General features: G+C 57.8%; 6 protein-coding genes and 4 pseudogenes. 1 reads left to right on the top strand and 9 read right to left on the bottom strand.

Annotated elements, in window-relative coordinates:
• The 9 genes and pseudogenes from GC127_RS02665 to istA form a co-directional block, all read right to left on the bottom strand.
• A partial coding sequence (locus tag GC127_RS02665; protein ID WP_151976067.1) for a TRAP transporter small permease subunit occupies window positions 1–268 on the bottom strand: 268 nt, incomplete at its 3' end.
• A gap of 495 nt (window positions 269–763) precedes the next feature.
• A complete protein-coding gene (locus GC127_RS02660) occupies window positions 764–1,006 on the bottom strand; it encodes a transposase (protein ID WP_085976982.1) in 243 nt (80 codons plus the stop codon).
• Window positions 1,007–1,024: 18 nt separating this feature from the next.
• Window positions 1,025–1,245: pseudogene (locus GC127_RS23050) on the bottom strand (transposase); the annotation flags it as partial.
• A gap of 458 nt (window positions 1,246–1,703) precedes the next feature.
• Window positions 1,704–1,994 (bottom strand): annotated as a pseudogene (locus GC127_RS02650) (transposase); the annotation flags it as partial.
• 68 nt (window positions 1,995–2,062) lie between these two features.
• A pseudogene (locus GC127_RS02645) lies at window positions 2,063–2,359 on the bottom strand (transposase); the annotation flags it as partial.
• Between the two features lie 16 nt (window positions 2,360–2,375).
• Window positions 2,376–3,452, bottom strand: coding sequence for an IS110 family transposase (locus tag GC127_RS02640; RefSeq protein ID WP_151976278.1), 1,077 nt, complete (start codon window positions 3,450–3,452; stop codon window positions 2,376–2,378).
• 286 nt (window positions 3,453–3,738) lie between these two features.
• Window positions 3,739–3,905, bottom strand: a pseudogene (locus tag GC127_RS02635) (IS3 family transposase); the annotation flags it as partial.
• A 354-nt stretch (window positions 3,906–4,259) separates the two neighbouring features.
• Window positions 4,260–5,024, bottom strand: a complete 765-nt coding sequence (gene istB / locus GC127_RS02630) for an IS21-like element helper ATPase IstB (protein WP_151976068.1) — start codon at window positions 5,022–5,024, stop codon at window positions 4,260–4,262.
• On the bottom strand, window positions 5,021–6,466 hold the full coding sequence (gene istA / locus GC127_RS02625; RefSeq protein ID WP_254699957.1) for an IS21 family transposase: 1,446 nt from the start codon (window positions 6,464–6,466) through the stop codon (window positions 5,021–5,023). The genes istB and istA overlap by 4 nt, the downstream gene beginning before the upstream one ends.
• A 963-nt stretch (window positions 6,467–7,429) precedes the next feature.
• On the opposite strand from istA, the gene GC127_RS02620 reads away from it, so the two are divergent.
• The gene (locus GC127_RS02620; RefSeq protein WP_151976070.1) at window positions 7,430–7,882 is read left to right on the top strand and encodes a hypothetical protein; all 453 of its coding nucleotides are present in this window, start codon (window positions 7,430–7,432) and stop codon (window positions 7,880–7,882) included.
• Window positions 7,883–7,902 lie beyond the last annotated feature (20 nt).

Here is a 7,902-nt window from a genome sequence, read left to right as displayed (position 1 = left end):
CATCGACAATACGGGCCGGGGTCTCGGACAGATTGGCGGTCAGCAGATCCACCCGCACATGCGCCTGATGCCGCAGCGCATAGCCGCCGAGCAGCACAAAGTAGAAGCCGAACATCTGCTTTGTGACGTCAAACGCCCAGCGGGTCGGATCGTTGAGCACGTAACGCATGAATACGTCATAGATGATGAATGCCGCGAACACGATCGCCACCACAGAGACGATTCTGCCGACGGTTTCGTTAAGCCCGTCAATGGCGCGAATGATCATGGTTTCCTCCGCCAGTATGTGTCAGCATACTATCCGGACACGGGCAGGATACAAGGCGAGGAATTGAGAAGAAGAACTATTTTAGGATTGCAGAAAGACACGGTAACTACTCACGGTTCGTTAAGCCGGTGAGCGTCACTCGGCTCGCTTGACGTTTTCAAGCGGCTTCGGTGCAGGCGAGTCGGGCTTTTGTATTAAACATCGGGCTGAACGCTCCACGAAGATAGAAGCCATAGCTTCATATCCAAGCAACCAAAAGGGTAGGTAAAGCACCCAATCATCAAGATCTTGATCGTGCCTAAAATCACTTGGACCCGCTAATCGTAAGTGGCGGAATTCCCCGCCATCCAGTCTTGTACTCTCCGTGGATATCGAGCAAAAAATGGCATTTACCTGAGTCCAGCCGAACGGTTCTCCATCGGCGTATGCACTTGGCACCTTTACCGGCGGACAGGAACTGTCAGGCCTCTGTGGGCGGTTCGGAAATCATCGTCCTCAGGTTTGTCTGTACCAGCGCCGCTCTTCCAGAAAGTGCAAGTTGTGGGTCGAACGCACCGCCAGCGCATAGGGCTGACCACGATCCTCCAGCATGTGCGGGAACCCATAGTCCGAGCTATAGACCACATGGGTGAGGACAAAGGCGCTTGGCGCCCCCTCACCCAGCAGCTTTTCTGTCATTTCGCAGGCCATGGCCGACTTTGTGGCAAATATAACGTTTTCCGGCACACGCGCCTTTATGCACCGCTACAACTCGTTGGCCCAGTCCTTCGGCAGGTAAAGCCGCCGATCAAGCAGTGCGTGATTCCCGCGGCTGGCATAGGCGGCGAATACACCGATCTGGCATTCTCAATCCGGTCTGCCGTACCGGAATACTGTCGACCAACACCGACGGAGTGAGCCTCCTTCTTCAGAAACCTGGTATCATCGATGACCAAAACCCCATCGAGATCACCGAGCGCCTTTAGGCGCGTAGCTTCGAACCCGCCCAATCCGAAACGGAAATGGCACAACCATCCGATCAGAGAGAGTTTAATCTGAGGTCGTTCAAAACGCAAATTCTGTGGTTGCCGCCCGTCAGGCAAGAAGTTTCTGACCCCAGGGGCGTGTGATCGAGTCGTCTAATCGCAGCCAGAATTGCAAGCATTTTCTTTGCACCACCGGGCGTTGGACGGCGGGAGGTCGGTCTTCAGGTCATGCGTGAGACCAATGCGCCTGAGGCTCCGAGTGCGCGTCGTCGAAACGTTTGCCGGGTCAGGGTCGTCTTCGCGGTCGACACGTCGGTCGCCGCATGATGGGTCTTCGCGGAGGAGCCTTCCAATGTGCGAAACGCACTCAGCTGTTTTAGCTGGTGCAACTCGATCAGCGGAATGGCTCGACCTACGTCCCGGCAGGGACGCCTTCGCGCGCTCGCGACTTGAGCGCTATTGGTGACGTGTCAGGTTGCGGCCTTTGCGACCCGCACGAACGGGGTGTCATCCCGGAGCATTGCATGCATTATGACTGCGAGTTTTCGAGCCACCACGACGGCAGCGCGTTTGAAGCCGATGCGTCCCTTGAGTTTCAGCCCCCATGTCCGCAGATCGCTGTCGGCAAGACTGCGGGTCAGAATGACCGTTGCCGCCTCATAGAGAAGGCTTCTCACATGGCGGTCGCCGCGCCGGGATGTGTGACCGTCGTAGTCGACTTCCCCGGATTGGTATCGCCGGGTGGTCAGGCCCAGCCAAGCCCGACAGAGAGGTGGTTCGGTTGATCTGAACAGGTTCCGGGCGTTTTCTAAGTGGTTTTCCGCCTTTTTTATGCCGCTACCGCCTCGGGCATTGGCTGGTTGAAGTAGGCCTGATCGGGGGTTTTCCCGTCAAGCGATGAATTCGGGCGTCGGCTGTTGTAGAAGGCGAGATACCGTCCGATTCCGGCCCGGGCCTCGGACACGCTGGCATAGGCCCGCAGGTGGACCTCCTCGTATTTGATGGTCCGCCAGAGCCGCTCGACGAAGACGTTGTCGCGCCAGGCGCCCTTGCCATCCATGCTGATCTTGATCTCACGGGCGGCCAGCACCTTGATGAAGTCGGTGGATGTGAACTGCGATCCCTGGACGCCCTTCTAAGTGTCAAGCCGCGATTTGAGCCTGATTGATCTGTTTGTGACGTCGCGCGATGATGTTGAAGACTTCACGTGCGATGTATCGTTTCAGGCACCGAATAGCTTCCAGCTTTGAATGGCCTTGAGCTATTCGTCGCGCAACGTATTCCTTTGTCTTCGAATCCAGCCGTAACCGCCCAATTGCGATGATGTGGAGTGCGCTGTTCGCGGCTCGGTCGCCACTCCGGTTCAATCGGTGTCGTGTTGTTTTCCCCGAGGATGCAGGAACTGAGCTGACGCCGCACAAAGCAGCGAAGCTGGCTTCGGATCTGAGCCGTTCAGGATTGTCGCCTGCGGTCAGCAACAATTGAGCCGCGCTGGTAAAGCCGATCCCGCTGCATGCAATCAGATATGGGGCAAGGTCAGTGACGATTGCTTCGATCATGTCGTCCAGATCGGCGACCTCATCGTGCAGCTCAAGGTATCGACGTGCTAGCGATTTGAGCGCAATCTTGTAAGATTCTTCGACATCCCGAAACCCTGTCAAATCCGGACGCCAAGCTGCCAGTGTCCTGATCAATTGCATGCGGGTCATATTGCGCAAAAGATCACGTAGACGGTCAGGTGCGCAGATGATTGTGGTTTGGATGATCTGCAATGCAACCCGCCGGGCTTGAACAGCCGTTTTGCGGCAAACCCTTAATACACGCAGGGATTCTACCATCCCATCCCGGCTGCGCGGGGTTACCGTGCGCCGCTCTGCGAAGGCCGCGTGGGCAGCGCTCTGTGCATCGAAGTCATCGTTCTTGCCACGCCGCCTTCGGTCCAATTTGTCCGGCGCGGTCACCTCCAAGACGTCCACACCAGCGACCTGCATATATCGCAAAAGCCCGGCACCATAGCTGCCGGTGCATTCAATGCCAATCCGCTGCAAGTCTCCGAATGAGCGTATCCATGTCAGCATCAGCTTGTAGCCCTGCCGTGTTGTGGCAAAGCTCTGCGTTCCCAGCACTTGATCATTGTCATCCACAACAGCTGCAACATGAAGGTCTTTGTGCGTATCAACCCCGCCAACAACTGGGGTGGTTTGTTTGGATCTGGCTATAGGATCATCCTTCCCGGCAGTGGCAGACTTGCTTCGTTGACAAAAATGCACGGACAGGACAGTCATGAGACCAAATGGTCAGGCCCTTCTTGGTTCACGCGGCATCTTTGAGACAAAGCCTCACCGCAAGGCGTTCCCGGGCGGTCGACAGATCCAGGGAAAGACACGTGTCTGGTCGGTCGCTGTTTGGGTCAGACCAAACCGGAAAGCCAAGCGGCACCAACCCAGCGAACGGTCGATCGGTGTTTGAGTCAAACCACCCGAGAACTGGTGACCATCATAGACTATCCGTGTTGAAGATCTCGGGCGTGCCGTGACGAGCCAGCGCCTCTTCCACAGCTTCTATGCAAATTCTATGCAAAAATCGGCCTCCAGCGTGATCGACACGCGCCGCGTGAGCCAATCGAGCACGGCCGCCAGATAGATGAACCCACGCGCCATGGGGATGTAGGTTCTTTAATTGATCATCTGCGCTCGTCGATATTGTCGAGTGTATCGGCCACCTGCAAGGTTCTTTTTGAAGTCATCCCATTTGGTGCTTCATCTCGGCATCCAAGGCGTCGACCTCCCGACGGTGATATTCGCGATGCGTAGGGCTCGCATGTAGATCGCTCGGGTTTTGTCGATTGCCTGCCGCTGTGGTCGATACGGCAACTTTTTGCGGGCGCGGTATGTCGCGGCTTGCGTTTGGTTTTAGGCCTCCTTTGCCTCAAATTCGGTGCCATCTTTCCAGATAGCGTGCGCTCCCCAAATAGCTGGCACGTGCCATGGCGCATTGGCCCGGAGGGCCAATTCTGTTAGGTGTGATCAGGTGGCGGATCGGGCCTTTCGAGCGCGGCTTTGGCTGAGGCGATAGCTGTCGCCGTTCATCTCGAGAATGTTTACGTGGTGTGTCAGTCTGTCGAGGAGAGCGCCGGTCAGGCGTTCGGTGCCGAAGGTTTCGGTCCATTCGTCGAAGGGCAGATTGCTGGTGATCAGCGTGGACCCGCGCTCATAGCGCTGCGAGATCAGTTCGAACAAGAGCTCGGCACCGGTCTTGGACAGTGGCACGAAGCCCAGTTCGTCAATGATCATCAATTTGACGCCGGCCAACTGCTTTTGCAGCCGTAGCAGACGGCGCTCGTCTCGGGCTTCCATCATCTCGTTGACCAGCGTCGCGGCGGTGGTGAAGCTGACCGAGAGGCCCTTCTGGCAGGCCGCCAGCCCCAGCCCGAGGGCAACATGGGTCTTGCCGGTGCCACTGGGCCCCAAGGCGATGACATTCTCGCGTCGCTCGATCCAGTTGCATCGCGCGAGTTCCAGTACCTGCATCTTGTTCAGCTTGGGGATCGCCTTGAAGTCGAAGCTGTCCAGGCTCTTGGTCGCCGGGAACTTCGCTGCCTTGATACGCCGCTCGATCATCCGCCGCTCGCGGTCGATCAATTCCAGCTCGACCAGACGTGCTAGGAACTGGACATGATCCAGCCCTTCGGCGGCGCATTGGCGGGCGAGCTTCTCGTATTCCCGCAGGAAGGTGGGCAGCTTCAGCGTCTTGAGATGATCCGCGAGCAGGATCTTCGGGGTGTCGGTCATGCCGCATCCTCCGACATCAGGGCCATATAACTGGCCGCGGACGTGGTCTCGACGTTCGCCCGCGGCAGGTATGGATAGACATCGAGATCCAGCTTCGGCGGCCGTTTCTCGACGTGGCAGAGGACAAGGTGCTTGACGGCATCGAAGCCGACCGCGCCCAGTTGCAGGGCCTTCTTCACCGCAGCGTGGAGATCGTCGATGTCGAAGGTCTCGAGCAGGCGCAGAACCTGAACATACTCGCGGCGTCCTGCCTTGATCATCCGCGCTTCCATCAGGCGGCGCAGGGTCGTGAACTCCGACGGCAGGTCCCATTCCGCCAGGGGTGCCGCCTGGTCCAGGGCATTGATCTTCTGCTCGATCAGCGGAAGGTAATGCACCGCATCGAAGACCATGTCCTCGCGGTCGTAGCAGCGGGGATGACGGGCGATCACCTCGCCACCGCAGCCGATCACGACCATGTCGACATAGCCCCTGATCCAGACGTCGCGATGGCCGTAGGCGACCGGCACTGAATAATCGTTGGTCTTGTAGCGCACCAGCGCCTGCGAACTGACCCGTCCGGTGGCCTGATCGCAGGCATCGAACGGCGCCGCAGGCAGGTCGGACATCGCGGCCAAATCCCGCTCGAGGCGTTGGCCAATCGTCTCAGACTGACCTCGCAGGACATCCGCCTGACGTTTGAGACACTGCGCCTCCAGGTAATCGTTGAACGCGTCCCAGGTCGCGAACCGCGGGATCGGCACCATGAAGTTGCGGCGGGAATAACCGACCAGCCCCTCCGCGTTGCCCTTGTCATTGCCCTTGCCGGGCCGCCCGTAACGATCACGGAACAGGTAATGCGACAGGAACCCGCTGAAAAGCGTGGCCCTTTGACGTGTCCCGTCCGGCAGGATCTTCGCAACCAGACAGCGGTCGTTGTCGTAGAGGACCGACACCGGCACCTTGCCGAAGAACGCGAAGGCGTGAACGTGGCCATCCACCCAGGCCTCGGCAGTGGCCGCCGGATAGGCACGGACATAACAGGCGTCGCTGTGGGGCAGATCCATCACGAAGAAATGCGCCTTCTGCTCAATGCCGCCGATGACGACCACCGCCTCGCCGAAGTCGGCCTGGGCATGACCGGGCGCATGCGCCAGCGGCACGAACATCTCCCGGCCGCGCCGTTCGCGCTGTCGTATGTAATCCTTCACGATCGTGTAGCCGCCGGTGAACCCGTGCTCGTCGCGAAGCCGCTCGAACACCCGCGTCGCCGTGTGCCGCTGCTTGCGATGGACCTCCCGATCGCCGTCCAGCCAACCGTCGATGATCCCGGTGAAGCCATCCAGCTTCGGTCGCTTAACCGGTGCCGACCGCCGATATCCAGGTGGAACCGAAAACGCCATCATCTTGGCTACGCTATCGCGCGAGATGTTGAAATGCCGCGCCGCCTCACGCTGGCTCATGCCCTCAGCACAGGCCAGCCGAACCTTCCGATACAAATCCACAGTGAAAATCCTCCCGCCCTCCCTGTGACCAGAAAGGGTAAAGGTGGACGACTTTTACGCCGCCCGCAGCAGGCTCATCCCGCCGCTACCGTGGCCTACTTTCGCACCGCCGTTCTCAAAAATGCAGGAGTCGACACCACAGTGGCTGTGTGAAATGCGCCTGATATGGCGACGTAGAATCCCGATGTCCCTGAGCCAGCGATCGTTTACGGGTTTGAAAGCCGGTATCGTTCCGAACCGTTTCCAGCTTTCATACGCCGCGCGTGTCCGGTGCCACATACCTCCGCCCTGCATGAGAACGGGATCGTCGTGCAGAGAGGTGTGGTTTTGGTGAAAGATCATGGGATGCATGTCATCTTCCAACAACAAGGTACTTGAAACAATAACGTCGGGTTCCTGCGCGCATCCGGAAATCGAACTTGCACACTATCACAATTTGATTTCGTCAGATGGAACGACCATCTCTAATTTAGAAGATCAGCGTGATCTTTAGCAGCCCCACTGCGTGAAGCGGCACAAAAATGCCAGCCCCGCCCGGGGCTAACGGCGGTTCAGTATCTGCCCTGCAAAGAGCACGAACCCCATATGACAGCGGATCATCATGTTTCTTGAGATGGGGGTATGACACGCGCTTTCAACGGTTAAAGCCCAACTCAACTCTGGTTCGAGCCGTCTTTCCAAAAAGTGGGTCATTTAGGGCACAAAAATGCTGATCCGCAATTATTCACAAGTCAGGATTGACGCGTAAGAGCTCCAGACCTACTTTCTACGCTATGTTGGAACATGTAGATCATTTTCGCTTTCTACTTCTAAACCGCCCGTTCCCCCGGGCGGTTTAGACGCGTTCGCGCCTGCCATACTTCCCGGGGCTCCTCACAGTCATGAAACCTGAACGCGGCGAAATTCGCCCGAGGAGAAGCTATGTTCGATGTCAATCAGCCCGATCCGTCAGATATCCAGACCCAATACCCGCTCAGAATGCTTCGCAACACTCCCGCAACCATGCCAACCGCGGACTATCAAAAGCTACAGGAGCACCTTGAGGACTGCGAATGTGCCAGTCGTGCCGGCACAAGATTGCTTGCTTATGTGCTGGCCAACAAGTTGATGAATACGCGGCCCGCTGACGATGTGCATTACACCGATCTGGTGATTGGAGGGTCGTGCGTCACCTATGTCATTGATGGGACGGCACCCCAGACACGTCTGCTTGTCCACCGTGCTAGAACTGGGCAGCCCAGCGGAGTCATCCCCGTGGCCTCACTGCTGGGGGCTACCTTAATCGGCATGAGGACCGGGCAGCGTGCTCCGCTACTGCTTGAAGACGGCAGTATCGGCAGGCTTTTTGTGAAAGACGTTAGAAGTTCGATTTAGGTCTCTGGGCAAAACCCAAG

It is taken from the genome of Roseovarius sp. EC-HK134 (genome assembly GCF_902498815.1).
Classification (GTDB): domain Bacteria; phylum Pseudomonadota; class Alphaproteobacteria; order Rhodobacterales; family Rhodobacteraceae; genus Roseovarius; species Roseovarius mucosus_A.
The sequence above is the reverse complement of the archived record's forward strand: the minus strand, read 5'-3'. Positions and strand labels throughout refer to the sequence as shown.